Source organism: bacterium (genome assembly GCA_037200965.1).
In the GTDB taxonomy this organism is placed as follows: Bacteria; Patescibacteriota; Minisyncoccia; order Phycocordibacterales; family Phycocordibacteraceae; genus C7867-001.
In genome coordinates this window covers 829,429-850,383 of sequence record JBBCGK010000001.1, presented here as the reverse complement: position 1 = coordinate 850,383, position 20,955 = coordinate 829,429, and the positions used below count along the sequence as shown (strand labels likewise).

At 56.7% G+C, this 20,955-nt stretch carries 30 protein-coding genes; 1 reads left to right on the top strand and 29 read right to left on the bottom strand.

Going from position 1 to position 20,955, the window contains the following annotated elements:
- Nucleotides 1-12: 12 nt before the first annotated feature.
- The 16 genes from WDN10_04990 to WDN10_04915 all read right to left on the bottom strand — a co-directional run bounded on the left by WDN10_04990 (nucleotide 13) and on the right by WDN10_04915 (nucleotide 9,772).
- Nucleotides 13-288 carry a GIY-YIG nuclease family protein gene (locus tag WDN10_04990; GenBank protein MEJ0054043.1) on the bottom strand — a complete coding sequence of 92 codons (276 nt, stop codon included), beginning with the start codon at nucleotides 286-288 and terminating at the stop codon, nucleotides 13-15.
- Nucleotides 285-545: a hypothetical protein gene (locus WDN10_04985; protein ID MEJ0054042.1), complete on the bottom strand. Its 261-nt coding sequence runs from the start codon at nucleotides 543-545 to the stop codon at nucleotides 285-287. Before WDN10_04985 ends, WDN10_04990 begins: the two co-directional genes overlap by 4 nt.
- Nucleotides 546-564: 19 nt before the next feature.
- Nucleotides 565-1,275, bottom strand: coding sequence for a CAP domain-containing protein (locus WDN10_04980; GenBank protein MEJ0054041.1), 711 nt, complete (start codon nucleotides 1,273-1,275; stop codon nucleotides 565-567).
- Between the two features lie 32 nt (nucleotides 1,276-1,307).
- A complete protein-coding gene (locus WDN10_04975) occupies nucleotides 1,308-2,033 on the bottom strand; it encodes a class I SAM-dependent methyltransferase (GenBank protein MEJ0054040.1) in 726 nt (241 codons plus the stop codon).
- A complete protein-coding gene (locus WDN10_04970) occupies nucleotides 2,030-2,494 on the bottom strand; it encodes a hypothetical protein (GenBank protein MEJ0054039.1) in 465 nt (154 codons plus the stop codon). Before WDN10_04970 ends, WDN10_04975 begins: the two co-directional genes overlap by 4 nt.
- Before the next feature lie 70 nt (nucleotides 2,495-2,564).
- Entirely contained in the window at nucleotides 2,565-3,668 is a 1,104-nt protein-coding gene (locus WDN10_04965; protein ID MEJ0054038.1) for a hypothetical protein, read from the bottom strand.
- 26 nt (nucleotides 3,669-3,694) lie between these two features.
- Entirely contained in the window at nucleotides 3,695-5,080 is a 1,386-nt protein-coding gene (gene purF / locus WDN10_04960; GenBank protein MEJ0054037.1) for an amidophosphoribosyltransferase, read from the bottom strand.
- A gap of 33 nt (nucleotides 5,081-5,113) precedes the next feature.
- The gene (locus WDN10_04955; protein MEJ0054036.1) at nucleotides 5,114-5,731 is read right to left on the bottom strand and encodes an HAD family hydrolase; all 618 of its coding nucleotides are present in this window, start codon (nucleotides 5,729-5,731) and stop codon (nucleotides 5,114-5,116) included.
- The gene (locus WDN10_04950; GenBank protein MEJ0054035.1) at nucleotides 5,728-6,084 is read right to left on the bottom strand and encodes a hypothetical protein; all 357 of its coding nucleotides are present in this window, start codon (nucleotides 6,082-6,084) and stop codon (nucleotides 5,728-5,730) included. Before WDN10_04950 ends, WDN10_04955 begins: the two co-directional genes overlap by 4 nt.
- A 2-nt stretch (nucleotides 6,085-6,086) precedes the next feature.
- Nucleotides 6,087-6,452: an ASCH domain-containing protein gene (locus tag WDN10_04945; protein ID MEJ0054034.1), complete on the bottom strand. Its 366-nt coding sequence runs from the start codon at nucleotides 6,450-6,452 to the stop codon at nucleotides 6,087-6,089.
- Nucleotides 6,449-7,033 carry a hypothetical protein gene (locus tag WDN10_04940; GenBank protein MEJ0054033.1) on the bottom strand — a complete coding sequence of 195 codons (585 nt, stop codon included), beginning with the start codon at nucleotides 7,031-7,033 and terminating at the stop codon, nucleotides 6,449-6,451. Before WDN10_04940 ends, WDN10_04945 begins: the two co-directional genes overlap by 4 nt.
- Before the next feature lie 12 nt (nucleotides 7,034-7,045).
- A complete protein-coding gene (locus WDN10_04935; GenBank protein ID MEJ0054032.1) occupies nucleotides 7,046-7,279 on the bottom strand; it encodes a DUF4342 domain-containing protein in 234 nt (77 codons plus the stop codon).
- A 1-nt stretch (nucleotide 7,280) separates the two neighbouring features.
- Nucleotides 7,281-7,862 carry a hypothetical protein gene (locus WDN10_04930; GenBank protein ID MEJ0054031.1) on the bottom strand — a complete coding sequence of 194 codons (582 nt, stop codon included), beginning with the start codon at nucleotides 7,860-7,862 and terminating at the stop codon, nucleotides 7,281-7,283.
- Nucleotides 7,863-7,895: 33 nt separating this feature from the next.
- Nucleotides 7,896-8,087 (bottom strand): DUF6496 domain-containing protein, encoded by a 192-nt coding sequence (locus WDN10_04925; protein MEJ0054030.1) that lies wholly within the window; start codon nucleotides 8,085-8,087, stop codon nucleotides 7,896-7,898.
- A 75-nt stretch (nucleotides 8,088-8,162) separates the two neighbouring features.
- Nucleotides 8,163-8,897: a hypothetical protein gene (locus WDN10_04920; protein ID MEJ0054029.1), complete on the bottom strand. Its 735-nt coding sequence runs from the start codon at nucleotides 8,895-8,897 to the stop codon at nucleotides 8,163-8,165.
- 200 nt (nucleotides 8,898-9,097) lie between these two features.
- Nucleotides 9,098-9,772 (bottom strand): NYN domain-containing protein, encoded by a 675-nt coding sequence (locus WDN10_04915; protein MEJ0054028.1) that lies wholly within the window; start codon nucleotides 9,770-9,772, stop codon nucleotides 9,098-9,100.
- An 84-nt stretch (nucleotides 9,773-9,856) separates the two neighbouring features.
- On the opposite strand from WDN10_04915, the gene WDN10_04910 reads away from it, so the two are divergent.
- Complete coding sequence (locus WDN10_04910) at nucleotides 9,857-10,288, top strand: HIT domain-containing protein (protein MEJ0054027.1); 432 nt, start codon at nucleotides 9,857-9,859, stop codon at nucleotides 10,286-10,288.
- Between the two features lie 28 nt (nucleotides 10,289-10,316).
- Here the strand turns inward: WDN10_04910 and WDN10_04905 are convergent, their stop codons facing one another.
- The 13 genes from WDN10_04905 to gstA all read right to left on the bottom strand — a co-directional run bounded on the left by WDN10_04905 (nucleotide 10,317) and on the right by gstA (nucleotide 20,953).
- A complete protein-coding gene (locus WDN10_04905) occupies nucleotides 10,317-10,730 on the bottom strand; it encodes a GNAT family N-acetyltransferase (protein ID MEJ0054026.1) in 414 nt (137 codons plus the stop codon).
- A 7-nt stretch (nucleotides 10,731-10,737) separates the two neighbouring features.
- Nucleotides 10,738-11,145: a hypothetical protein gene (locus tag WDN10_04900; GenBank protein MEJ0054025.1), complete on the bottom strand. Its 408-nt coding sequence runs from the start codon at nucleotides 11,143-11,145 to the stop codon at nucleotides 10,738-10,740.
- Nucleotides 11,146-11,165: 20 nt separating this feature from the next.
- Nucleotides 11,166-11,528, bottom strand: a complete 363-nt coding sequence (locus WDN10_04895) for an ASCH domain-containing protein (GenBank protein ID MEJ0054024.1) — start codon at nucleotides 11,526-11,528, stop codon at nucleotides 11,166-11,168.
- 92 nt (nucleotides 11,529-11,620) lie between these two features.
- Nucleotides 11,621-12,844: a peptidoglycan-binding protein gene (locus WDN10_04890; GenBank protein MEJ0054023.1), complete on the bottom strand. Its 1,224-nt coding sequence runs from the start codon at nucleotides 12,842-12,844 to the stop codon at nucleotides 11,621-11,623.
- A 129-nt stretch (nucleotides 12,845-12,973) separates the two neighbouring features.
- Nucleotides 12,974-13,498, bottom strand: a complete 525-nt coding sequence (locus tag WDN10_04885) for an NUDIX hydrolase (protein MEJ0054022.1) — start codon at nucleotides 13,496-13,498, stop codon at nucleotides 12,974-12,976.
- A gap of 84 nt (nucleotides 13,499-13,582) precedes the next feature.
- On the bottom strand, nucleotides 13,583-14,005 hold the full coding sequence (locus tag WDN10_04880) for a hypothetical protein (protein ID MEJ0054021.1): 423 nt from the start codon (nucleotides 14,003-14,005) through the stop codon (nucleotides 13,583-13,585).
- 64 nt (nucleotides 14,006-14,069) lie between these two features.
- On the bottom strand, nucleotides 14,070-14,840 hold the full coding sequence (locus WDN10_04875; GenBank protein ID MEJ0054020.1) for an AAA family ATPase: 771 nt from the start codon (nucleotides 14,838-14,840) through the stop codon (nucleotides 14,070-14,072).
- A 24-nt stretch (nucleotides 14,841-14,864) separates the two neighbouring features.
- Nucleotides 14,865-15,839: a transposase gene (locus WDN10_04870; GenBank protein MEJ0054019.1), complete on the bottom strand. Its 975-nt coding sequence runs from the start codon at nucleotides 15,837-15,839 to the stop codon at nucleotides 14,865-14,867.
- 309 nt (nucleotides 15,840-16,148) lie between these two features.
- A complete protein-coding gene (locus WDN10_04865) occupies nucleotides 16,149-16,919 on the bottom strand; it encodes a hypothetical protein (GenBank protein MEJ0054018.1) in 771 nt (256 codons plus the stop codon).
- Entirely contained in the window at nucleotides 16,916-18,886 is a 1,971-nt protein-coding gene (locus WDN10_04860) for a tail fiber domain-containing protein (GenBank protein ID MEJ0054017.1), read from the bottom strand. The genes WDN10_04865 and WDN10_04860 overlap by 4 nt, the downstream gene beginning before the upstream one ends.
- A 94-nt stretch (nucleotides 18,887-18,980) precedes the next feature.
- A complete protein-coding gene (locus WDN10_04855; protein MEJ0054016.1) occupies nucleotides 18,981-19,811 on the bottom strand; it encodes a GIY-YIG nuclease family protein in 831 nt (276 codons plus the stop codon).
- A 43-nt stretch (nucleotides 19,812-19,854) separates the two neighbouring features.
- The gene (locus WDN10_04850) at nucleotides 19,855-20,343 is read right to left on the bottom strand and encodes a VOC family protein (GenBank protein ID MEJ0054015.1); all 489 of its coding nucleotides are present in this window, start codon (nucleotides 20,341-20,343) and stop codon (nucleotides 19,855-19,857) included.
- A gap of 1 nt (nucleotide 20,344) precedes the next feature.
- Nucleotides 20,345-20,953 (bottom strand): glutathione transferase GstA, encoded by a 609-nt coding sequence (gene gstA / locus WDN10_04845; protein ID MEJ0054014.1) that lies wholly within the window; start codon nucleotides 20,951-20,953, stop codon nucleotides 20,345-20,347.
- Between the last annotated feature and the right edge of the window lie 2 nt (nucleotides 20,954-20,955).

The following is a 20,955-nucleotide window of genomic DNA, read 5'->3' as shown; positions in this document are numbered from 1 at the left end:
ATGTACCCGGACTTATTTCCCGATAAGCGCGAGCTTCTCCTGCCTCGTAAGGCGCTTAAGAGCGGCTTCCCGGCTTCTTGCCTCCCCGAGCGTCTTTGCGGATTCGGCATAACGGAGCACGACAGGCCTCCTGATCTTCGTATAATGCGCCCCTGATTTGGCGTGATTATGCTCCCGAAGCCTTCGGACAAGGTCGCTCGTGCTTCCTGTGTAGAGCGTCCCGTCGGCGCACTCGAGGATATAGACGTGATGGCGCGAAGCGCGAACGATTCGCTTCCCTGCCGTCATCGCGCGTAACGCAGCTCTTCGACCGCGGAATGGATGTATGCGGCGACATCCCCCAGACCCGGAATGAGCCCGAGAAACGCGAGGATAGCGCCGATGAGGAGTATCGCGAGAACGCCGCCGATGATCGCCCCGCCGCCCTGAAACAATCCGTTTACGAACGCGCGGGTCGTGCCGCCCGTGCGCTTCCTTATTTCCTCGAGTTCCGTTTCGATCCGCTCCAAGTGCTCGATACCTTCCTCGGCTACGTCGGGATTCATACCGGCAATAATAGCAGGCCTAGCCCGGCTTAAGCGCAAGGCGCGCGACCAATTCCGCTATCTGGCGCTTGAGATCGAGGATGAGCGCGCCGAGCGTCGCACGGTAGAGCGCGTCTTCGTCGCTTGTCGAGGCGAGCGGCTTGGACGAAATAAGGTCGGGAATGGGAACAACTTCAGTACCGCTACCCGAAGAGTTTCCCTTGGCGGAAGGAAGCGGCGTCGCGAATATCTCGACGGCGAATGTCGTCATTTCCCCTTTGTACATGCCGCTTGCGGTCCCGACGCCCGCTTCGGTGAATTCGGGCCGGAGCACGTTCTCCCGGTGCTCCGGAGAATTCATCCAGCCGGTTTCAAGCGCCCGCGCGTCCGGATAGTTACGCCCCAGGTTCTCGCCCACGTTCAGGTATTGGTATCCGACCTTGTCGAGCCAGTAGAGCGGGCTCTGCCCGTCGGGGCTTATGTGCGCGAAATAGCCGCGCTCCGCCATGTCGTCGGCCTTCATCTGCGCCGCTTTATCAAGCAGATAGTTTCCCCGGAGCGCCGGAAGGCCGTTTGCGGCGCGGTCGCTGTTGGTTCTTGCGAGCACGCCCGTCGGTATCACGGTCGCGCGAAGATCCGGGTTCGGGACGATAGCCGGAGCGAGGGCGAAATAGACGCCGGTGAGCGTAACGCCCGCCGCAAGAACCGCGAGGAGAAAGCTTATGGTACCGGGACGTTTGCGGGCAGCCATGGCCCGAAGCATAGCAGATAGCGACTCTCTGGCTAGACCGTAGGTTTGCGCTTATCCAATGGTTTTCGTGCGACCAGCAAGCCGGTGCTGAATTGCTCAATTTCGCGCGCATGTTCGTACGTCGTATCGACCGAGGCGAGAGTCGCGTCGGAAATACGCTCGTACCGTTCGATTTCGAGCCCCGCATTCCCGGCGCTCTCGGTGATTTCTTTTCCCTGCTTTATCAGCGTCCGTACCGTCAACATATCCTGAAAGATAAGCGGCATCATTGTATTTGCGAGGTACTCCCTCCCAGGCTTTAGGGACACATCGCTCGAAACGGCCACCACCCATCCGTTCGGCTTCAATATCCGGGCAAACTCCCTGAAAGCGGATTGGGTATCGGGTATGTAATGAAGTACGAAACGGAGCAGCACGCCGTCGAAACTTGAACTCGGGTATGGTAGTGGCAATCCCGTGAGAAGATCGAAACGAGTCATAGCGGACATGGCAGAAGCACCGGCAAATCGGCGGTTTGCCTCGCGTATCATGGCTGCACTCGGGTCGCACCCGATCACTTGCGAAGCTCCGAGTTTAAGTAGCGGCGGTACCATAAGACCGGAACCGCATCCGTAATCGAGTATCTTGTGACCGTGAATACCAATACCGCGCAGCGCATCCGCTATAAACGTATCCGCCGGATGCTGTTGCTTTTCGAATTCAAAATAGCGGTTTGCTTCCTCTGATTGATACGCAAGTGGGAATGTATCATTGCTCATATCTCCACTAAAATATGATCGGTAGCATCGTCGATCGGCGGACTATCGAGAAAAAGCGCGAACAGAGGCGCAGACAAGACGCCTCGGAACCCATGAGGGCTGCCCGCCGTAAGAACCAACAGATCCCCCACATGCACTGAGTGCCAGCCGTCATCAAGCAAGGTTTCAATAGGATCGGGCGGAAAACTGAAACCTTCGGCCTCGCCGAGCAACACTCCCGCGGAGTTGGAAAGCAGGTGTTTATGCGGTGCGATATTTCCAGTGACCCGGATAAGAGCGATGGAAATACAAGGAAGTACCGAACCGATAACCGAACCGAGATCTGTCGTGGCAAGGCTTGCATTAACGATTTTCCATTCAAGCGAGTCCGGTTCTCCGCCGTTGTTCTTCCACGCCTTAATCCGCTCGCGAATCCCGTTCAGTGCGAAGCTAAGGACGGTAACCGATTGCCGACTTTCCATGCATATTTAGTATGGACGGAGCTTTCTTATTGGGCAAGTTGTGGAGGGTTCTTTCCTCGTATCCAGAAACTTACTGGTATTGGATGTACGACGGCTGCGGAGAAAGCTTCAGGAGTTCCGCAGGCGTCATGATGCGGGTCGAGGGCGGTTTCAGGTCGTTCTTATAGAAAATTTTGAATCCGGTGAACTGGACGGGCTCCGGAGCGATGACGCGCGTATACGTGCCGATCTTCTTTGCCGGGGAGCCCCATCCGTCCATATCCATCACCATCTGCACCTCAGGCAAAGGCTTGATGGACTTGTATCCGGTCACCATGTCGTGCGTGAAGCGATGGATAACGAGGACCTTGGGCGGAAGATTGTTCTCGCGCACGAGCTTCGCGAGATAGTCCGCGGCATAGTTGATATCGCTCGCGCTCATGGTGCCGACGACCGTGCCGGGCTTCGCGCCGTTATGCATCGCGAACTCCGGATCGAGCGCGAGATGCACTTGCGGCATCTTGAGGTATTTCTCGATGAGCGGCAGCTCGACCGGAAGCGAACTCAGGCCCACCTGAAGATCGAGGAATACGATGCCGTTCACCTGGCTTGCGAGGTCGAGCGCGATCTGTATCTGGCTGTCGGGCATCCGGAAGCGGTATTTGCCGTCCGCGCCGGGACTTGCCTGTGCCGTAATGGCGATATAGTCGATCGCGGGCACGACGGGAGTCGCCGGATCAGCCACCTGCCACTCGGCGACCGCGGCCCGGAGCTTCGCCGCGACCTGGTCAAGCGGATACTCGCCAAGCACGCCCATGCCTTTCGAATAGAAGTTGCCGTAATAGGCGACGATGCGCTTAAACGGCAGAATCGCTCCCGGATTCGGGTACGCGGCCGTCACGGGCCAAAGATAGTTGGTCGTGGTGCTCGCGGTCGTGGTTGCAAGTACGGGACGGTTGGCGAGCGAAAGGAGTTTCTTATCATATGCGGCCTTATCGAGAGGCGGCAATGCGGGCGCCTTGGGCGTTGCCGCGGTCGTCGTCGCATGCCTCCCTTCCGCGTCCGCCTTGTTGTATTCGACCCCGTGGAAATTGCTGAAGCCGAGGATATAGATCAGCACGAGGCACAGCACGCCTCCCAAAATAGAGATTGCCCGCGTCTTGGTTACGCCTTGAGATTTCTTCGCGCCAGCCATGCGTACAGGATACAACCTTTCAGGCTTTACCGATACGACACTTCGCCCGCTCTCTCCCCGAGGTCTATGGGATACTCGCCCGTAAAGCAGGAGAGGCAGAGACTTTCCCGCGGGAGACCGATGCCTTCGATAAGCCCTCCGACCGAGAGGAAATGGAGCGACGTCGCGCCAAGATACTCCCGCATCTCCTCTATCGAATGGTTCGCCGCGAGAAGCTTGTCCTGCCTGGGGGTATCGATGCCATAGAAATCAGGGAAACGGACCGGGGGCGACGAGACGAGGAAGTGCACCTCCTTCGCCCCGGCCTCAAAAAGCATCGCGACGATTTGCTTCGAGGTCGTGCCGCGCACGATGGAGTCGTCGGCGATCGCGACACGCTTCCCCCTGATCGCATCAGCGACCGCCGACAGCTTCATCTTCACGCCCTGCTCGCGCAGATGCTGGTCGGGCGCGATGAACGTGCGCTGGATATAGCGGCTTTTAGCGAGCGCGGGCTCATACGTGATGCCTGCCGCGGCGGCATAACCCGCGGCGACCGGAATTCCCGTTTCGGGGATGGGCACGACGATATCGACCTCGATGTCCGCCTCTCGCGCGAGTATTTCACCGAAGCGCCGCCGCGCTTCGTATACCGACCGGCCCATAAGCACGCTGTCGGTGCGGGAGAAGTAGACGAATTCGAACGCGTCGAGCTGTTCCTTCCCTTCCGCAAGCTGGCGGCTCATAAGCCCCGCTTCGCTTATCACCAGCATTTCCCCCGGGCGCACGTCGCGCTCGAAGACCGCGCCCATCGGATTAAAAGCGCACGTTTCCGACGCGACGAGAAACCCGCCGTTGAGGCGGGCAAGCGAGAGCGGGCGGATGCCGTAGCTGTCCCGAAGCGCGATCAACTTGTCGGGCGTAAGGATAACAATCGAAAAAGCGCCCGTCATCAAGGGATACGTCTTCGCTATCGCATCCTCGACGGAAAGCCCGTCGTCCATATATACCGATATCGCCTCGATGATGAGCTTCGAATCGGAAAAGCCCGCGGCATTCTTTCCGCGGCTCGCGAGGAACTCCTCAAGCGCCTTCGTCGACGGAAGGTTGCCGTTATGCGCGAGTGCGAGCGTACCCGAGCGCACCACGAACGGCTGGATATGCTCCGGAAGCGACCCGCCCGTCGTCGAATACCGGTTATGGCCTATGGCCGCATGCCCCGCAAGATTCTCGATATCCTTCTCCGCGAATACCTGCATCACGAGCCCCATGCCCTTGTGCGAGAAGAGGCGCTCGCCGCCGGAAACCGTTATTCCCGAACTTTCCTGTCCGCGGTGCTGAAGCGCGAAGAGGCCGAAGAAGGTAAGGCGTGCGGCCTCGAGTCCTCTGCCATAGACCCCGAAGACGCCGCACTTCTCCTTGATGTCTTCCATACGGGTATTGTAGCAAGAAATGAAAACGGTGGACTACAATCGAAGCCCGTATTCTTCCAGCGTCTTTCTGAAAGCGGGATAGTCTGTATAAAGCTGCGCATTGAACCCTCCCTCACCAAGGTTCTTGATTTGGCTTTCCCGGTCATCCCAGTACATAACCTCGCCCCTGTCGGCGATGGAATGCGCCTCCTTTAGTTTCCGGGATATCTTCTCCAGTCCTTCCTCGCTATGCTTAAGCGCTCCGAGTTCGGATGAGGAGAATATTTCGTCAAATAGCGAATCGTATGAAAACTTCTTCGTTAGATATTGAAGTCGATACTTCTCCTGGTTCGTCGCAAGACATACGACCACGCCTTGTTCCTTGAGTTTGCCGACAGACGCATGCGTATCTTCGTATAGCGTATCGCCGATAGAAAACCAGTAACGCATAAGTTCATCGGCCGTTCCTTTCCATTCCCAGTCCTCAAGTACCTTTGCTAGTTCTTCCCTTAAATCCGCTTTCCCTATGAGACATAGCTTGAAGGAGGTCTCGAAAAATCGGGACATCACGGCGAGATCAACGCCGAACTCTCTTGAATACTGTTCGCTGAAACGGCCTCCGTGCATAAGCATGCCGTCGTTGTCATAGATTACGGCTTTCGGCTTGGTCATGCGGATTCTTTCTGGACGATAAGGTGCAGATGGAAATGCGACGGGATCGACCTGTTCTTGTGCGTCGCTTCGATGATCCAGTCGTATCCCTCGTTCACGAATCCGCGTTTGATAAGCTTCTGTTCCGCCAGCTCGCTGTCGGTGAGACCGTCTTCTGTCGTATGCCTGAGCGGCACGAGCATATGGTGCGTCTTGGCGATCTGTCCGTAAGGGAAGTCGTTTTCAACAACTTTCCAATAGGTAAACTCTTTGGTCGCGAGCTTCTCGCATAGCTCGCACGAATCACTGCCTTTGCGGCTTTCCCGATGCGCAAGATATTTGGCGACTACTTCGGGAGTTCTGAGAGACGGCATAGCTAAACCGGGTTTTTATTTACTCCATCATACCCCAGGGGAAGCTCGAAGTCGAAGATACTCAGCTGCCCTTTTACGGGCACCGGCGGATGTATGGGCCGGACATTCCGGATGAGCCAGGCGTATGCGCCGTCGTAGAGCTTGCAGCAGGCGCCCGTCTCGTCTTCCTTGCGCATCGGCCACGTGTCGTAGAGCTCGACGAGGCAAAGCGCATAGCCCGCCGGATCGATAGCGGGCTTTTTTGAAGAACAAATTACCAGGTCGCCCCGGTATTTCGTATTCCACTTCCTCGTCTCGATCGTTTTCTTCCCTTCCGCGACCCAGTTCGCGAACGGCTGCTTGAGCGAGATGGCTTTGTAGGTTTTCATCGCAGTTTTGAGACGACCTTCCAAACCGCTGCCAGGTACTCTTTCTGGCTTATATTGTGTTTCGCCCCTTTGGCAGTTACGAGCTGGCTGTTCCTGATGTTTCGCTTGGCAGCTCTCGCCCGCTTCCCGCATTCGACGTCCTCCTTATCACCCACTATCACATAGGTCTTCTGTCGTATCATCGGGGCAATTGCGTCGAATGAATAGTCGCTTTCGACGAAGTTTTCTTTCCACCATTTACGCAAAGCGGGCTTGAAGGTTTTCATATCTTCCGTGAAAAAGGGAGAAGGCGAGCATAAGATAAGATTCGTCGGTTTCGCCTGCTTCGCGCTTATAAGCGCGATAATCGCCCCGAACGAGAAGCCAAGTATGTATGTTTCGGTCTGCCGCGGCTTTTCGTACTGCTGCAGAAATTGTTTGGCGTATTCGCCGAACCGGGATGGCTTCTTCCCGTGCCAATCGATTTCTATATGTACGGGCACAATTCCCTTCGCCTTGAACATCTCGGCGAGAGCATCATACCCGCGTTGCCTTGTGTGAGATTCGCCGTACCCCGGAATGATGTACGCGATTCTCTTCATCAACCGCTTTGTTTACCGCCGTTCAACGACGATCGTGCATTTGGTGACAAGGGCTGCGATAGCACCCACGGCCGCGAGCGCGGGAGCTATGAGCGCGCCGACGGCGCCGACCGTAAGGGGAATCTCGATCACCGTCTTTCCCTTCTCGTTCTTGATGATAATGCGCCTGGCGTTCCCGGCTTTGATAAGCTCCTTCACTTTCCTGATGAGTTCCTCCCCGCTTACCTTGAATTCTTCCGTAGCCATCTTATTTGATAAGACTGATGAAGTCGTTCGCGACCTTCATCGAAGTCGTCGCGCTGTCGAGGGAGAAATAATACGTGTCGGTGCCGACCGGAACGTCGAAGTACAGGTAGTACGCGTACTTCGGATTCGGGTTGTCGAAGCGCGTCACCGTTACGTTCTGTCCGGCAATGGAGCGCGTCGAGGTCGAGAACGCGACCTTCGAAGGCATGCCGATGCGTTGGTTCTTGCTGATGAGAATGCTGGTATCGCTTGCGGCGAGCCTTACCTGCGTCACCATGCTGTTCTGGTTTTTGTCGGCCGCGACCGCCCATGAGGGCTGGAAAGAGAACGGAAGCGTCCAGCCTAGTCCCGTAAACTCGCGCCAGACCGTCTCGTTGCTTACATTCGTAGCCTTAAGCGGCACCATCGGAGCGGGAGCCTGCGCGGCAGGAAGAGGAGTCGAAGTAGCTGTTCCCGCAGCGGACGTTGTCGTTGCGGCTTCGGGCACCGGAGCGTGGGCCGCAGGGATGAAGATAAGGGCGGCGGCTCCGATGACGATAAGGACTCCTAGGACTGCGATTGGCACGACGATTGTTGGTTTCATGCCAAGCAGTATACCCCGGGCTGGGCCGCCCTTCTACTTCCCTGATTTCCGGGCCCGTTTGCGCGGCACCTTGCCGCCCGCTTTCCGGGCTTCGGAAAGTCCTATGGCTATCGCCTGCTTACGGCTCGTGACTTTCTTGCCGCTTTTTCCCGACTTCAGTTTCCCGCGCTTCATCTCGTGCATCGCGCGCTTCTTGCTCTGCGCTTTCTTTCCGTACCGTGCCATTTCTCCGGATGGTTAGGCTGATAATGCTTATACATTTCCACGGGGTGGGTGTAGAAAGGATTAAGAGGGGAGATGCTATAGATTCGGATTCTCCAGATCGACCTTGAGGTATGGAATGAACACTTTCTTCTCGAGATTGTACTGTCCCTTATACGGGTTCGAATCATCGTTAATGCCGAGCGGATCTTTTTGTACCAGATAAACCTGCCCGAGGAGCGGCATGCCGGGATATGCCAGAAGAACCCATTGTTCCCGGTCGTTCACGAAATCATTGCGCAGCCGGAGCTGGCGGTTCATAAGAAGGTAGGCAAACGTATGTTCCTCGAGATAGAAACTCAGCTGCTCTTCCGTGAGTTCCTTGCCTGCCGCCTTCGCGTCCGAAGCGACGTAGTTCCGGAAGTCCGCGTCGTCCTCATAGAGTTTTCGCACGCTCTTGAACGCGCTGAAAAAATCCTTGTACGAGAGATACATCTGGAACCAGGATTCGAAGGACAGCGCGGAATCGATCTGCAGCTCCCTGCTGCTCTTGAGAAAGAGATTCCTCACGCCGCCCATATGCGATACCGCGGTATTCGCGAACCGGTTCTTGGTCTCGAACGCGTCGCGCTCGAAGTTCATATAGAGGCCTTCGGAATAGATAAAATTCGCCCCTACCCTGTTCGCCGTCATCTTATCCAGGAAAAAACGCATCGCGTCGATGCAGGCCTGCGGCGACTGCGCGTTTCCGATCCGGCTCATCGAGATCGGAAACACGATGATCCCCCAATCCTTGGGGAATTTGTTGATATCGAAATATGTCTGCTCGGACATAGAATTATCTTACTACGACCTGCTTTACTCTGACGTCGTAAAGCGACATTAAAGAAACGGTGAACGGTCTGCAGTTCCTGTTTTTAGCCTTGTTCTTTGCCGTGGTGCGGCATGTGGAAAAGTTGCCTATACACTGCTATCAGTGTATACTGTTGCCTATAGCGCAAGCTATCCTTACCTAGAGGTAATTAGGATCGTATTTATGCCCTCCCCTGGCGCAAGCCGGGGGAGGTGTCTTTTACATACTCGAGAATATCCTTGAATGGATCTGCGGGAATGAAAAGATCAGAACACTCATCCACCTCCTTGCTTACGAAGTCCCGTGCGCAAACCGTAATGACCTGCTTCTTTTTCTTTTCCTTCAGATAGAGAAGAAGCTTATGGAAGTCGCTGTCGCCGGACCGTAGGAATACCGTATCGTATTGCTCGACATGTCGCAGCATGTCCATAGCCATCTCGATATCGAAATTGCACTTCCTACGCACGCCGACGAATTTTCCGTCCTCGTCGAAATCGTTGATCTCCTTTATCTCTTTCTGGCGTGTGGAGAACCCGCAGTCCTGTGCTTTAGCTATACGGTACCACGATTTCCGATGCTTCTTATTTAATTCATGCTGTGCAGAGAGCTCGGGATGTTCCCGGTGGTATCCATAGTAGAAGAACTTTCTGCTTGGCTTAACAGTGTCTATGACTTTCCCCACCTTGCTGATATCAATCTCCTTTTGGAGGAAGAGCCTGTTCTCTATAGGCCAAAAACTCTTTGCCCAGTGCCGGACATTCGCGAAATCCACGAATGCGAATATCCTTCCGTACGATACCGGATCGAAAAGATACGTATCTCGATATAGATTTCCCTGCAATTCCGACAACTGCATAGAAGGACATTTTATACCAAGACAGCCGCTGCAGATACATAATCCGGAGCAGAGCGTCGGGATCGTTTACTGTATACTCCCTGCATGAGCTGCGTATTTTGTGAAAATCCCGAAATCCAGAAACAGATCGTGGTTGAAAACGAACTCGCATTTGCTTTTCCGACGAACCTGCCGATTACTCCCGGCCATCTCCTCGTTTCTCCCAAACGCCACGTTGAATATTATGGGGAGCTGACTTCATACGAACAGCTGGCAATCGAGGATCTTAGGAATAAGCTGCAGACGGCACTGGAAAAAGTCTTTGACGCGAAGGGGTTTAACTTTGCATGGAATCACGGAGAAATGGGCGGCCAGGCGGTTCCTCATTTCCATCTTCACGTCGTTCCCCGCACAGAAGGTGATGCGGGTATTCATCGGTACGATCCGCGGGTCTTCCTGTATCGTCCCGGAAGCCGCGCTAAAAGTCCTGACGAAGAGTTGGTTGAGATTGCTGGCACAATTAAAGCGGCCCTATAAAGGACAGGAAGACGGATCTTCTCGGGTTTTATATATCCAAGCCGCTCTGTTTTGCATAATTCCGTACCATCATCCCTGCCGTCTTTTTCATGCCGAGCTTCTCGTAAAAAGGCTGGAGTTCCGCATCACAGAGCAGATCAACCATGTAATACTCGCTTAGAAGATCGAGCATTTGTTTTACGAGTTTCTGCCCTATTCCTCTGCCTTGATATTCAGGCAGTACTTCGAGAAACGGGATGTATGCGGCAAGTGTCTTGTCCGTTATGGCGGTGATGAAACCGACGACTTTCTCGCCGTCGAGCGCCAGTACCCGGTATTCGCTGTTGGTCAGCAACCGCAGGAACTTTTCCGGTGAAGGCGGAGTCTGCCAGCCGACGAAAAATCCGGAGAGATCCGATGGTCGTACCTCTTTGAGGGAGACCGTGAAAGTAATGGTACCCATGGCGCGGCTACAATTCTGACCTGAATGCTTCTATATCCGCTTCGAGTTCTACCTGTTCTTTCTCGACCGGCACGATTTTGTGCGGCTTTTCTATCTTGAAATACTTGACGGGTTTCCCTTTCGCGCGGGCGATCTTGATTTCCGCGAGAACGCCGTTGCTCACGGCCCCAAAGACCCAAAACTCGTCGCATCTTTTTACGAGATTGTTATTCCCCTCCCGGACAAGGTCGCGGTCGACGGCATCAAGCAAAAAATAATCGAACACCATGAAAGGATTGAGCGGGACGGCACCGTTCTCGAGAACATATTTCGAAATGAACATGCGGTAATAGAAAAGATGCTTGGACATCGCCGTATAGACCAGCGGGCGGTCTTTGCTCAAACCAAGCGCCTGATGGTTGAATGCCTCGGCCATGGGATAAGTATAACCTTCCCCTACAAAACCTCCACGATGCGGAAACGCTGGCAATACACCTCCATATCATCCGCATACGTGCCTTCGCGGGTGAAGTATCTCTTGTGCGCCTGCCGCCAATACGCGAGGGACAGGTCACCTTCGCCTTCATCGCGCGCGAAGCTCGCGTCGACCTCAGAGAATGGACGGGGTACGATCTCCGTGGTTTCAATAATCACGCGCTCTCTTCCCGCGCCATCCTTAATAACTTCGCGCTTTCCTACTTCCGTCCCTTTGATTCCCTGGCTTGCAGCCCAGGCCGTAGCGGTCTTCTTGCCGCTTAGTACGAGACCGAGGAGTTCATCGGCCATTGCCGGGCTGTCGCCAAATGCAAAGCTGTCCATCCCGCCATTCTACTCTATGGCCTTTATGCGCAGCGGAAACCCCGCGCGGCCAGGGGCCGCGCGGGGTTTCCGCTTTAAAGAACACTAAGAACTTACTTCGCTCGGACGACGACCGTCGCGCTTACGGACGCGCTCTTGCCGCTGTCGTCAGAAACCGTGAACTTCGGGGCATACGTCCCCGCCTTCGCGTAGCTGTGGGTGAAGGTCGAGGAAGTCTGAACCGTACCCTTCGACGCAAGCATCGAGCGCATGGCCCCTTCGTCGCCCCATGTCACGCTGTAGTGGAGGCTGCCGGACGTGTTCGTATCCGCATGGACCGTCCACGTCCCCTCCTGATCAACCGAGAGCTTCACCGGAGCGTCGATTCCCGAGATCGAGAGCTTGGCCGCGGGCTTCGCGATTACTTTGAAGGAAACCGCGTTGCTCGTGCCGTTCCCGTTCGTAAGGGCGACGTCGTAGGTGCCGGGGTCGACCGCCGGGACGGTAAAGGTCACGGACGTGTCGCTTATGACCGTGACGTTCTCCGCATCGGTGCCGCCGAAGCTCACCTTGCTATCCGCGAGGAAGCCGGTGCCCGTAAGGGTCGCGGTTGCTCCCGCATACCCGTACTTCGGAGCGATCGACGCGATGTGCGCTGCCGCCGCTTCGCTTCCGACCGTCACCGTAGCCGCGACTTTGGTGGCCGTATGGCCGCTCTCGTCGGTCACGGTGAACTCGGGCGCGTACGTACCCGCGCTGTCATAGGCGTGGGTGAATGTCGCGGAAGAAGAGGTCTCTTCCGAAGCGGAAAGCGCCATCATCCTCGCCTTGCCCTCGTCGCCCCATTTGACCGAGTAGCGGAGATTGCCGTCGCCCTTCTGATCGACGTTCACGATCCACGTACCTTCCGCGCCTATCGCAAGGGCGGTCGGCGCGTCGATCCCGGAGATCGAGAGGTCCGCGGACGCTTCGCCGCAGCTTGCCGACTCGATCGCGGCGCGCGTCTTAGGACCCGCGGAGCCGGTCGCGGCGATATGCTCGTCGCGCTGGAAGCTCGCCACGGCGCGCGCGGTCGCCGCGCCATACGTCCCCGAGACGGCGGCCTTCAGATAGCCGTCGGCCCGAAGGAACGCCTGCAGTTCGCTCACTTCCCCGTCGGTGTTCGAGTCCCTGGAGCCGAAGGAAAGATTGTGCTCGAGCGTCGTGCAGGAGAGCTCGGGCTTAGGATGTTCGGGCGCGGGCGTCTTGGGCGGCGCATGCTGCGTCTGCGCGTGTGCGGAGAACAGCATGAACGGCGCAATCGCCATCGCTCCGAGTTTTGCTGCAATGGTGTGCATAGGTTCGTGCAATTAGACTGCTAATCGCATGCGGTGCGTCTCGGTACTGAGACACCGCACCGGCCCGTATGGTATGAAACGCGCCGTGAACCGGCGGTGAACGAAATAACGCGCAACTACCGGCTTTCTTCACGCAACGGAACGGGAGGTGTCGTACCCAAGCTCGATCGCGCGTGCGACTGACTTTTCGAGGAACCATACCCAGTGATCGAGACCCTGGTCTTGGTTGCGCTCCCGCCAGTTCGAAAGGATATCTTCGGTCGTAACCCACGCGAGCGAGAACTGCTCATGCGCTTCAAGCTGCGTCGGTATGAGATCGGAACTCCTCAGAATAACGAGAAAGCAGGTGGCCTTGGCAACCCGGTTCACGTTCTTGGCTTTGTTGTGATAGTGCGTAAAAGCTTCGGCGATCTTCTCCACGTACAGAAAATCATGAAGGCCGCTCTCTTCCCTCACTTCTCGCAGGACGCCCTGTTCCATATCCTCATCGTCCGCAACGCCGCCGGAAAACAGAAGAAACAGCCCGTCCATATCCCGCTTGCCGATAGCGTATCGCTGGGTCGCGGGGTCAAAGACAACGCCGCACCCGCCGTCCCGGCGTTCTTCGTTCTCCCGCTTGATACCGAATTCGCGAATGGCTTCCGGGGTTTCCATTTAGGCAGTTTAACGTATACAACCTGTCCTGCATAAAATATACTGATGCCCCGCCGGATTTTGGCCCGGCGGGGTGATCGACCTTCAAGATTCCGGATAGTTGCCCGGAAGCAGATATCCGCGGCGCGTGAGCCAGTTCGTTCCGACGCTCGTGACCAGGCTGATCGCCGTTGCCGGCAAAGAGCTTAGTACCGGATCGTTAGTGCCGTTATAGGAATGGGCGGCAAAGCTCATCCCGAACGTAAGCGCCGCGGGAATCAGGCTTCCCAAGGCGTACGCGGGTAGCGGCGATTGTATCGGCGAGAAGTGCTGGACGACGCGCGCCGTAAAACCCGTCGAGAAGAACGACGCGAAGGCCTGCCACAGGCCCGCGTACGCGGCTTCGCTCGATCCATGCGGCCAGTTGATCGCAAGCACGATCGCGCCGTTACAAACGGCTGACGGCAGCGCAAACTTGATATTGAATGCATTGTGGTAGGCCGCCACAACGCTTTTTGCAAGCTTCATGGCGTCCTCCCCGGACTGTTTCCCGAGCGCAGGATGCCATGCGGTATCCGAAAAGTCGAATTCGTTATTTCTTAAACAATTGCGCGAAATACCGCTCGGGATTATCCAGAAATTCCCTGGTGATCTCGTAGTGGCTCGTTTCCTTATAACCGACTTGCCTGAGCGATCCGCTGTCGCACGAATAAATCGTGGCGCCTGGATACGCAAGCAAGATCGGTGAGTGAGTCGCGATGACGAATTGCGAATCGGGATCCTCGCAGAGATCGTGAATGATTGTCAGGAGCGAAAGCTGGCGCTGCGGAGATAACGCGGCTTCCGGTTCGTCAAAGACGAAAAACCCGCCTGAACGTATCCGGTTAATGAAGAACGAGAGGAAGCTCTCGCCGTGCGACTGCTCATGGAGCGACTTTCCTCCGTACGGCGCATATGCTGCCCCCGGCCCCTGTCCGCCTTCACGGGCGATCGTGTCGATATGATTGGCCAAGCTGAAGAAACTCTCCGCCCGAAAGAAGTACCCGTTTCCGTCTGCGGGCTTTTTCCTCCAGGAAGGCCGCATGCGCGCGGCGAGTTTCCTTGCATCATCGTGGAAACGTTCCTCGGAGGAGCTGAAATGAATATTCCTGCTTCCCCCTTCCGGCCCGAATCCAGCTATGACAGCTATCGCCTCGAGAATTGTGGACTTGCCGGTACCGTTCTCGCCCACAAAGAACGTGACTTGCGAGGGAAAGAATATTTCTTCCGTATTCTCCAAAATAGGGAGCGAAAAAGGATAGCCGGACCGATCCACCCCCTTCAAGTCGAGACATATCTTGTCGAGCGGCGGTCCTTTGAGCATCCGCCAAAGTATACCAAAAAACGGTTACAGCGAATCGTAAAAAGACTTCTTCACCTTCCCGTCGCCCCCGCGCACGAGATGCGTGAGGATGATCGACACGAGCACCTTCTTCTCATAGTCCTTGATTCCCCGGTGCCGCCGTATCGCCTCAGCAACCGCCGCGTTCACCCATCCCTCGACGAGGTTCGTGGTGTTCGGGGTCCCGGGGTGATCGATGAAGGTGAAGAGGTTCGGCAGCGCCTTGCGGATGACGTAGCGGATACTCCTGAGCTTCGGATACCGGTACCCGCCGGAGTTTCCGCGGGCATAGAGGAAGAGGTCGTATTTGCTCTCCCATTTCTTGTACTGCCGTATCCATTGGTCGCGGCTCTCGGGAGTCTTCGCGTATTTGAGCTCATAGAGGAGGTCGAGGACGGACCGGGACGCGTCGTCCTTGGGACGGCGGCCGGTGTATTGTGTGCAGAAGGCGATGACGTGGAACTGGCAGCGCTGTATCGGAACCAGCGGCCACAGGCTTCTTGCGGCGAGAAAGAGTCCCTTTTGCCCGTCCATGACGAGGATTTTGGGCCGCGGAAAGAGCTTCAGGAATTCATACCACTCCGTATACGACTCATGCGGCGCGAAACGCCAGAAAATGCGGTCGTTCTCGTCGATCGCCACCAAAGCGCAGAGCTCGTTCCCGTGGATGTACGTCGCGTCGAGGATGAGCGTATGGACCGGATCGCGGGGTATCGCGGGCTCGAACGGAAAACTGAGGAGCGGGCGCATGTGCTTCCAAAACGTCTGCCGCGTCTCGTGCCGCTTCTCACTGATCTCCCTGAGGTTGTCCTTGCCCCCGAGCCACAAGTCGAGCTCATGGCGTAAATGCCGCTCGCGCACGTCCTTGCGCTTCCTCCGGGTTATCGTCCTCCGGCAGGACGGGCAGAAGAAACGGCTCGCGCCGCTCTCGGTATGACCCCAGCGCTGAACGGAATGCTGGCAATACGGGCAATGCTTCATAAGGATAAGAAGATTGAGTTAAGTAACCATTCGTGTTGGTATCTTTCCGTACCGGAGAAAGCGGTATTCCTTTAAATGCGAAAATTCCAGCCCGTACATACGAGCCGGAACAGGTCCGTTGCTCCCGGAGAGGTTCTTGAAAAATACGTTTTTCCCGCCAATTAAACAAGTGTTTGTATATTCGCGTTCAAAACAGGCAAAAGGGCTCGATACCTCAAGCTTTTTTGCGTATTTTGACCAACACGGAATTTAACGTAGCTCCATGATATGAAATACCGCCGATTTAAATCGAGGCAGAAAAATCCCGCGCTACGACTCCCGCTTTCGGGAACGCCGCAAAGCAAAAAAGAAAAACGCGAGCGCGATGCCGCCGAGCGCGAATGCCGGAATGATGAACGACGGGGAAGAAACGAGCGGAAGAACGCCGATATCGAAGAGCGTTTGCGGCGCGAGCCGTGTCCCTCCTTCGGCAAAACGGGGCGTCGCACTGGCTAACGAACCGGACACCGGGCCATACGCCGTAAGCGCGGCGCCGGAAGAACGCTCCGGAGAAAGAACGGGTGCGTTCGGAAAAAACGGGGAACCCCCGCGTCCGGATGAATGCGGGACAGCCTCCATATCCGTGCTCCAGAACGTACGCACCTTAAAGTCAGCGGCGGCGCAGGAACCGGTATTCCCGCAGTTAAAACTGATGCGTCCGGCGGCGGTCGAGCTCGCGTATCCGTGGAAGAAACCGTCCGCATCTATCGAAACGCCGGCGAAGTCGATATAGCCGAGGTTTTCTCCCCACGCGTAGCCCGAGAGATTGCCCCCGCCGTCGTTATGCACGTAGGTTTCGTCCGACGGATGCAGGCTTATCCAGCCGTCATTCCCGCTCCAGGCATAGCCGGTAAGCCCGGTATCGGTTACCTCGACGTCCCCGGAAGGAGGCGCGAAGTTTATCCATCCCACATTCTCGCTCCAGGCATACGGATAGCTCGTATCGATGGCGGCGGCAAACGCGAAGGGTGTGCCGCCGAGAGATAAAACGAGGACAATGGCTATCCCGGCAACCGCCCGCATGGCGTTTGCGCAGCTCATGGAACGGGGATATCCGCGCTGTCCTTTGGCGTATCCGCGCTTTCTTCTTCCGGCGAAGCGGTATCCGGGGCCGATTCCTCTGCGGGCGGCGGGGGAGGCGCCGGCGCCTGCATCCGGTTATTCGACAGAATCGCTTTGAGATCGTCTTCCGTAACGCAGGTGCTTCCGATGCAGAGCGCCTGCTCGACCGTTATGTCGCGCGTCGTAACCGCTCCAAACGTTGCCACGGCCGAGGAAAACGATTCTCCGAACGCAACGATGCGCGCGTCAAGTTCCTGAATAGCCTTTACGATCGGCGCGATGAGGCCGAAATAATTGAATACGTAAGTCTCGCCGGGCGTAAGCGCGGTCGGCGCCGTGGTGGCGACCAGGTTCGGCGCAACCTCCCGCTCCTCCTGCGCGATGAAGCCGTACTGGAGCTGCGGCGAATTGCCGTATACCCGCGGATCTTTCCAGTCGTACGAAACCGGCCTGAGTTTCTCGATAAGCGAAAGGCCGGAAGCCGCGTCAAGCGGTTCGATGTTGGTCTTGAGACGCTTATCAGAAGGGGTAAGCGCGCCGCACTGCAGCTTCCCGTTCGCGTCGGTGACGACCGCCTGGGTAAGGCCGTTGCAGTTCAGTATGGCGTCGATGGTGACGTCGCCGCCGACTTCAAGCGCCGTTGCCGGGCTTGAGGTACCGATGCCGGTATTGCCGGCAAAATAATTGTACGCGGACGCGTCGAACGCATAGAAGGAGTACGGCCGGTTAGTCTGCGTGCCTGCGGTTATATCCCCGACATAGACGCCGTAGGTGCTCGTAATGCTTCCGGTATTGATGAGGTCGTTGATCTTGAGCCCGTAGCCGTTCGTAAACGACGCGTTCGCGTTGCCGAGCGTAAGCGATGCGGAGAGGGCCTGGGCGTTCGTGATGCGGCTATAAGGAGACGTGACCGCGACGATTCCGGTCACGCCCGACGCGTTCGTCGACGTTGCGCCCGTGCCGCCGGCTATCTGCACCGATCCTAAAAAGCCGTTCATGCTCGCTATCGTCGCACTCCCGCTTGACCGTGCAATCAGATTCGCGCCGTAGAGGGTCGACATCGGCGCCGATCCCCGGTGGTTCGCAAATACGCCAAGAGCCGCGATGGAAGGCTGGGCGACCGTCGCGGATGCGGGAATCGTAACGCTGTCGTAAATGCCGTAGTTGGTGCCGCCCGCCTGTGCGGTGGTGTATCGCTCGGTCGTGTCGACAAAGAGATTTGCGAAATTGGTGGTGCCCGGGGCGGAATACGAAGTCGAAAGGAGCGCCTGCGGGACGACAGGAACCCCGATGCTCGGATCAAGGTACGTCGTCGAGGAATTTGCTCCAGAAAGCACGAACGGAAACGCCGGCGTCGTCGTTCCGATGCCGACATGGCTTCCGTCGAAGACGAAGCCCGATCCGTTCGTAAGTTTGAGGCCGTCATAATATTCCACGCCGTTCGTTGTTCCGCCCGCCGGATTGCCCGTGCCGCCGTTTGCGATCGGCAATATGCCCGTTACGTCCGACGCCAGGTTCACGAGCGCCGTCGCAACCACCCCCGCAGTCGCCCTCAGAAACCCCGTGAGCGTGCCAAGCGTCAGGTTCGAAGCAAACAGGTTCGTCGTCGTGGCATTCGTGATGCTCGCATTTGAGAACGAGGCGCTGCCGCCCTGCGAAAGGAGGTACTCGGCCGAGGTCGTCGAAAAGAACCGGCTGGCGTCGAGAGAATCGAGATACGAGAGCACGCGCGCGTCGCTGTAATAAGCATTCGCCCCTTCGGCGATATCGCTCGTCGACACGTGCACGCTGCAGTTCGCCTCGCCCGGAAGGCAGTCGGGCGCGAGCGTTTCGCCCGGTCCGTACGGAGAGACGCGCGGAGCCGCGTGCGCCGCCGTGCCCGCAACCAGCAACCCTGCAAGGACGAGGAGGAGGAAACCGGTCTTTAGCGAAGTAGTTATGGCCACGGCAATATGGTTCCTTGGAACCATATGCATACGCCATTGAACCGCTCTTAAAATGCAGATAAAGAAGCGATAAAACGTGTGGACAACGGAATCCCTATTTTCTCCTCAGCTGCCGGTTCACCAGCCGCTCCACCTTCCGCCCGAGCGGTGCCATCCTGACGTCGTTGTCGAAAAGCGACGCGAGCACCCTGATCGTATACGCCTCGATTTCCTCGAGCGCGTGCGCGTACTTAGGATCGATTTCGAAATACATGAACTTGTCCCAGCTCTTAAGGCCGATACGCCCCTGCCCTTCCTTAAGGCGCGCGCCGAAACGGTTCGCCTTGCCGACATACAGGTGCTTATCCTTTTCACTGTAGAGGACGTAGATCACGTTCACGCGCTCGCGATACTTGCTGAGATCTTTCGCCGGTATCCAGTGCCGCGCGAAATCGAGAAAGAAAGATTCGCGCTTGCCCTTCTTCGCGTCCCTCCAGAATTCGAACAGGTTCTTCTCCTCCATAAAACGGAACATCGCGTCGAAGTCCGTTTCCTGCTTCGAGAGCGCGACTACCTTAAACAAATCGCCGCCCATGTGTTCAAGCTCCATGAGTTCCTTGAGCTTGGGCTTGCTCTTGCGGATCGTGGAGGCGTAGCTGTAGATGAAGAACTTCCGAAGCGCTTTCAGCGTGTCGTAATCGCGCTCATAGTAGATCTGCACCACTTCCCGGTTCGGCGAGTTCTTCGTCGTGATGCGGGTAAGCCGGATCCTGGCGGGATATGTCTTGCCCGCGATCAGGAGCCTGATGCGGGTGGTAAGGCTTCCGGCTTTGAGGCGGAAGTGCTTCGTAAACGAACCGTAGTCCTTCTTGGGAAGCGTAAACCCCCAATAGAAGAAGGTATATCCCGGGACGACATGGACGGATTCCAGGCGCTTTTCAGCCATGGGCGGATAATCGCATAAAAACCGGTTTTGGGAAATCGGAGCGTTATCCCTCTTCGTACGCCGCTTCAAGCGTCGCTACGTCGAGCTTGGTCATCCGGAGCATCGCCGCCGTTACGTGCTTTGACTTCTCCGGATCAGGATCGCTCATGAGCCTCGCAAGCGCCACAGGAACGATCTGCCAGGATACGCCGAACTTATCCTTAAGCCATCCGCACCGGCCCTTCTCCCCGCCTTCCGAGAGCTTGTCCCAGAACTCGTCCACCTCCTCCTGCCCTTCGCAGTTCACGACGAACGAGATCGCTTCCGTAAACTTGAAAAAGGGGCCGCCGTTGAGCGCCGTGAACGCCTGACCGTCAAGTTCGAACCCGACCGTCATCACCGAACCTTCCGGCCGTCCCGAGACTTGCTCCGCTTCCTTCCCCTGATAGCGGGCAATACGGCCGAGCTTCGAGTTCTTGAATACGGATACGTAGAAGTTCGCGGCCTCTTCCGCCGTATCGTTAAACCAGAGAAAGGGGGTGATTTTCTGCATGTTATTCGAGGCCCTCTTCCGCAAGCGCCGCGGAAACTCCCGGGCGCGCCCTCATCCGTTCCATGAACGCCGTAACGTTCGGATATACCGACAGGTCGATCTCGAAGCGCTTTGCCCAGCGCAGAATCGTATAGAGATAGGCATCGGGAATCATGAAGGAGTCTCCGAGAAGGTACTGCTTCCCCGCGAGCATTCCTTCCACGTAGCTTACGCGCTTCCCGATTTTCTCAATTGCCGCTTTCTTCGCATCTTCCGCGATCGCGGGGTTATAGAGGGGGCTGAAGCCCTTGTGGAGCTCCGAGCTTATAAACGTAAGCCATTCGAGCGCGCGATAGTAGTCCGTGGTTCCCCGCTCCGGCATGAGCTTCTTTTCGGGCGCCTGATCGGCGAGGTACTGGACGATCGCCACTCCTTCGGTAAGGACCGGACCGTCATCGAGCCGCAGTGCGGGGATATATCCCTTCGGGTTCACCTCCCCGAGCGTCGAGCCGTCCTCGGTTTTCCGTCCGTCGTTAAAATCGACTTTATCAAGTTCGACCGGAAGCCCCGCTTCGCGGGCGACGATATGCGGGGAAAGAGAGCAGGCGCCCGGGGAGTAGTACAGTCTCATAG

Bases quoted from the DNA above. Each gene is read 5' to 3' on its own strand.
- WDN10_04925 (MEJ0054030.1), bottom strand. From the start codon at position 8,087: ATGGCACGGTACGGAAAGAAAGCGCAGAGCAAGAAGCGCGCGATGCAC.
- WDN10_04875 (MEJ0054020.1), bottom strand. From the start codon at position 14,840: ATGCTCAAAGGACCGCCGCTCGACAAGATATGTCTCGACTTGAAGGGG.
- WDN10_04870 (MEJ0054019.1), bottom strand. From the start codon at position 15,839: ATGAAGCATTGCCCGTATTGCCAGCATTCCGTTCAGCGCTGGGGTCAT.
- WDN10_04855 (MEJ0054016.1), bottom strand. From the start codon at position 19,811: ATGGCTGAAAAGCGCCTGGAATCCGTCCATGTCGTCCCGGGATATACC.
- WDN10_04905 (MEJ0054026.1), bottom strand. From the start codon at position 10,730: ATGGGTACCATTACTTTCACGGTCTCCCTCAAAGAGGTACGACCATCG.
- WDN10_04890 (MEJ0054023.1), bottom strand. From the start codon at position 12,844: ATGCACACCATTGCAGCAAAACTCGGAGCGATGGCGATTGCGCCGTTC.
- WDN10_04885 (MEJ0054022.1), bottom strand. From the start codon at position 13,498: ATGGAAACCCCGGAAGCCATTCGCGAATTCGGTATCAAGCGGGAGAAC.
- WDN10_04940 (MEJ0054033.1), bottom strand. From the start codon at position 7,033: ATGAAGAGAATCGCGTACATCATTCCGGGGTACGGCGAATCTCACACA.
- WDN10_04955 (MEJ0054036.1), bottom strand. From the start codon at position 5,731: ATGACCAAGCCGAAAGCCGTAATCTATGACAACGACGGCATGCTTATG.
- WDN10_04945 (MEJ0054034.1), bottom strand. From the start codon at position 6,452: ATGAAAACCTACAAAGCCATCTCGCTCAAGCAGCCGTTCGCGAACTGG.
- WDN10_04880 (MEJ0054021.1), bottom strand. From the start codon at position 14,005: ATGAAGCTTGCAAAAAGCGTTGTGGCGGCCTACCACAATGCATTCAAT.
- WDN10_04920 (MEJ0054029.1), bottom strand. From the start codon at position 8,897: ATGTCCGAGCAGACATATTTCGATATCAACAAATTCCCCAAGGATTGG.
- WDN10_04900 (MEJ0054025.1), bottom strand. From the start codon at position 11,145: ATGGCCGAGGCATTCAACCATCAGGCGCTTGGTTTGAGCAAAGACCGC.
- WDN10_04980 (MEJ0054041.1), bottom strand. From the start codon at position 1,275: ATGGCTGCCCGCAAACGTCCCGGTACCATAAGCTTTCTCCTCGCGGTT.
- purF (MEJ0054037.1), bottom strand. From the start codon at position 5,080: ATGGAAGACATCAAGGAGAAGTGCGGCGTCTTCGGGGTCTATGGCAGA.
- WDN10_04970 (MEJ0054039.1), bottom strand. From the start codon at position 2,494: ATGGAAAGTCGGCAATCGGTTACCGTCCTTAGCTTCGCACTGAACGGG.
- WDN10_04865 (MEJ0054018.1), bottom strand. From the start codon at position 16,919: ATGAGCTGCGCAAACGCCATGCGGGCGGTTGCCGGGATAGCCATTGTC.
- WDN10_04990 (MEJ0054043.1), bottom strand. From the start codon at position 288: ATGACGGCAGGGAAGCGAATCGTTCGCGCTTCGCGCCATCACGTCTAT.
- gstA (MEJ0054014.1), bottom strand. From the start codon at position 20,953: ATGAGACTGTACTACTCCCCGGGCGCCTGCTCTCTTTCCCCGCATATC.
- WDN10_04965 (MEJ0054038.1), bottom strand. From the start codon at position 3,668: ATGGCTGGCGCGAAGAAATCTCAAGGCGTAACCAAGACGCGGGCAATC.
- WDN10_04985 (MEJ0054042.1), bottom strand. From the start codon at position 545: ATGAATCCCGACGTAGCCGAGGAAGGTATCGAGCACTTGGAGCGGATC.
- WDN10_04950 (MEJ0054035.1), bottom strand. From the start codon at position 6,084: ATGCCGTCTCTCAGAACTCCCGAAGTAGTCGCCAAATATCTTGCGCAT.
- WDN10_04935 (MEJ0054032.1), bottom strand. From the start codon at position 7,279: ATGGCTACGGAAGAATTCAAGGTAAGCGGGGAGGAACTCATCAGGAAA.
- WDN10_04930 (MEJ0054031.1), bottom strand. From the start codon at position 7,862: ATGAAACCAACAATCGTCGTGCCAATCGCAGTCCTAGGAGTCCTTATC.
- WDN10_04975 (MEJ0054040.1), bottom strand. From the start codon at position 2,033: ATGAGCAATGATACATTCCCACTTGCGTATCAATCAGAGGAAGCAAAC.
- WDN10_04850 (MEJ0054015.1), bottom strand. From the start codon at position 20,343: ATGCAGAAAATCACCCCCTTTCTCTGGTTTAACGATACGGCGGAAGAG.
- WDN10_04895 (MEJ0054024.1), bottom strand. From the start codon at position 11,528: ATGGACAGCTTTGCATTTGGCGACAGCCCGGCAATGGCCGATGAACTC.
- WDN10_04915 (MEJ0054028.1), bottom strand. From the start codon at position 9,772: ATGCAGTTGTCGGAATTGCAGGGAAATCTATATCGAGATACGTATCTT.
- WDN10_04910 (MEJ0054027.1), top strand. From the start codon at position 9,857: ATGAGCTGCGTATTTTGTGAAAATCCCGAAATCCAGAAACAGATCGTG.